The 2,913-nt window shown below is 55.8% G+C and carries 4 protein-coding genes; all 4 read right to left on the bottom strand.

The features are described from left to right. Positions 1-49: 49 nt before the first annotated feature. Genes yidC through rpmH form a run of 4 tightly spaced genes read right to left on the bottom strand, consistent with a single transcriptional unit; the run spans position 50 to position 2,680 of the window. Positions 50-1,717, bottom strand: coding sequence for a membrane protein insertase YidC (gene yidC, locus PHS32_RS24065; RefSeq protein ID WP_301082157.1), 1,668 nt, complete (start codon positions 1,715-1,717; stop codon positions 50-52). A gap of 44 nt (positions 1,718-1,761) precedes the next feature. Beyond that, a complete protein-coding gene (yidD, locus tag PHS32_RS24060) occupies positions 1,762-2,046 on the bottom strand; it encodes a membrane protein insertion efficiency factor YidD (RefSeq protein WP_301082153.1) in 285 nt (94 codons plus the stop codon). Continuing rightward, positions 2,043-2,489 (bottom strand): ribonuclease P protein component, encoded by a 447-nt coding sequence (locus tag PHS32_RS24055; protein WP_301082155.1) that lies wholly within the window; start codon positions 2,487-2,489, stop codon positions 2,043-2,045. The genes yidD and PHS32_RS24055 overlap by 4 nt, the downstream gene beginning before the upstream one ends. A gap of 56 nt (positions 2,490-2,545) precedes the next feature. After that, positions 2,546-2,680 carry a 50S ribosomal protein L34 gene (gene rpmH, locus PHS32_RS24050; protein WP_006299042.1) on the bottom strand — a complete coding sequence of 45 codons (135 nt, stop codon included), beginning with the start codon at positions 2,678-2,680 and terminating at the stop codon, positions 2,546-2,548. Positions 2,681-2,913: the final 233 nt, after the last annotated feature.

Genomic DNA, 2,913 nt, shown 5'->3' with positions numbered 1-2,913 from the left:
ACTCAGTCGCAGCTGTGCCGCCCCTGTGAAGAATGCACGAAATTGCTCATCATTTGAAACTAGGCAGATGGAACTTCGGCGGCACGCCCATACGGGTGTTGATGAGCCACTGCTGCGCGATCGACAGGATGTTGTTGGTAATCCAGTACAGCACCAAGCCCGCTGGGAAGAAGAAGAACATCACGCTGAAGGCCAGCGGCATGAACCACATCATCTTGGCCTGCATCGGGTCCGGCGGCGCTGGATTCAAGGAGGTCTGCAACACAGTCGTCAAGGTCATCACCAGCGGCAAAATGTAGAACGGATCAGGCGATGAAAGATCGTGAATCCACAGTATCCAGGGTGCGTTGCGCATCTCAACACTGGCGAGAAGCACCCAATACAAGGCGATGAACACCGGGATCTGAATCATGATCGGGAAACAGCCCCCCATGGGGTTGACTTTTTCTTCGCGGTAGATGCGCATCATCTCCTGCTGCATTTGCTGCGGGTTGTCCTTCAGGCGCTCCCGCATTTCGGTGACCTTCGGATTCACAGCCTTCATCTTGGCCATGCTGGCATAGGCCTTGGCATTGAGCCAGTAAAAGGCCGCTTTTAACAACAACACCAGGGCGACGATGGACCACCCCCAGTTGCCGATAAAGCTCTCAAGCGCATGGAGTAACCAGTACAGCGGCTTGGCCAAAATGGTCAACCAGCCATAGTCTTTCACCAACTCCAGCCCAGGCGTCAGCGACTCAAGCACCTTCTCTTCCTGCGGACCCGCAAAGAATCTTGCCTCCACGGACTTGCTGGCGCCGGGCGCAATGTTGTCCAAGGGGGTGATCATGCCAACCGCATACAAATTGGTATCGACCTTGCGCAGGAACAGATCGCGCTTGATGCCGTCGCCCAGCAACCAGGCACTGGCAAAGTAATGCTGCACCATGGCCACATAGCCGTTTTCCGCTGTTTTTTCGACATCGACCTTGTTGTTTTCGATGTCCTTGAAGTCAACCTTCTGGTATTTCTTGGCCTCGGTATAGATCGCCGGGCCGGTGAAGGTGGAATAGAACTTGGACTCTCCCGGCGGTTTGCTGCCATCGCGCACCAACTGCAGGTACAACTGCGGCGACACCACAGCGGCACCAACGTTGACCACCTCGTGCTTGACCGCCACCGCATAGGTGCCACGGGTGAAGGTGAAGGTTTTTACCAGTTTGACGCCGCCAAGCTCCGGGGATTCGAACCGGACAACCAGTTGATTGCGGCCATCCTGCAGCGTGCGCTCCCCTGGTGCGACGGTCATGACGGTCTTGTGCGTCGGAAAAATGCCGCCTGCCGCCCCGGCAATCAGCCCAGTTTGCGCCATGTAGGCATGGTCTTTGTTGTTCTCCAGCAGAACAAAGTGTTTGCTCTTGTCAGCCATGTCGGCGTGCTTGACAAACTCGGTTTGTACAACCGACGCGCCTTCGGTATCAAAGGTGAGCTTGAGTACATCGGTTGTCACGACCAGGCGCTCGTGGGCTGCGGCGGACGCGTCAGTTGTAGAGGTCAATCCAGCTGTAGCCCCCGTCATTTGTGCGGCAGCAGCTACTGTATTTGCAGCAGTAACACCCGTTGGCACACTGGACACAGGCACTGTCGGGTGGGCCGTTGCCGCCGTGTTGGACGCACTGGGGAAAAAAGTAGCTTTGTGGCCATTAAAAACCTGCCACTGATCCCACAGCAAGACCATGGAAAAGCCAAAAATCACCCACAAAATGGTGCGGCGAATATCGTTCATGAAGACTTCTTTTCAGAGGAAGGGTGAATCAGTTGGGTAAACAACTGGGCTTTGAATCGGGGTTTTTCACTCGGAACCGGATCGGAACCGCCCGCGCACCAGGGATGACAACGTGCGAGTCTCGTCAACGTCAGATAACTGCCTGCTGCCGCGCCATGCGTTTGCAAGGCCTGCAGGGAATAGGCAGAACAAGTCGGCTCAAATCGGCAGGACGAACCCAGCCAGGGACTCAACAGCAAGCGGTAGCCCTTGACTATGCCGACCAGCACATCCCTGATCATGACGCACCACCCATCAACACAAGGCCTTGCGACCGAGCCGTGGCCCGTGCAAACAGCTGCTGCAATTCCAGGCGGACAGCCATCTTGAGCTCCGCAGACGTGGCGCTAATGAACTGTTTAGAGTCAATGACAGCGCGCAAGCGAACGACGTGAGCAGCCACAGGAAGCATTGCCTCAAACTCGGAACTCACGCTGTAGATCTGACGCTTGATGGCATTGCGTGTGACAGCCCGTTTCGCCCAGCGTTTGGCCACCATGGCCCCTAGCCACACGTCGCTCAAAGCAAAAAGTGCTGAGTCAGAGGCCATGACAGACGCCAGCGGCTTATTTCTGTTCACCGGGCCATCAAGCGCAACGCGATGCAAAGCGAAGTGTGCCGTTCGGGCCACCGTGCTGCCAGCCAGCACAGCCTGAAACTGACTTCGCGTCTTCAGTCGCTGCAATTTGAAGCGGCGCCAGAACTGCAAATCACAGTCGCAAACTATGCGGGTGGCCAGACTCAGACCGCCAGACGCTTGCGCCCTTTGGCGCGGCGAGCGTTGATCACAGCGCGGCCGCCACGGGTTTTCATGCGAACCAGAAAACCGTGAGTGCGGGCGCGGCGAATCTTGGAGGGTTGGTAAGTGCGTTTCATTTTGGAAATCCTAAAGGGCTCAATGACGGCCCGCAAATTTTTTAAAAAATTACCGGGCCGCAGTCTTAACTCCCCCAATACGTTCAGAGGAACCGGTGATTATCGCAAACTTTCCAGGCCACGGCAAATTCTCTCTTGAACCGCCTTGAACGCGTGGTCCGCCGCATTCAACACGAGCATGCGTTAGCAGCCTTTCTCGGCTTGTGGACAAATGCTTGATAAATTACAATTTT

Origin of the sequence: Rhodoferax sp. (assembly GCF_028714215.1) — a bacterium.
Classification (GTDB): Bacteria; Pseudomonadota; Gammaproteobacteria; order Burkholderiales; family Burkholderiaceae_C; genus Rhodoferax.
The sequence above is the reverse complement of the archived record's forward strand: the minus strand, read 5'-3'. Positions and strand labels throughout refer to the sequence as shown.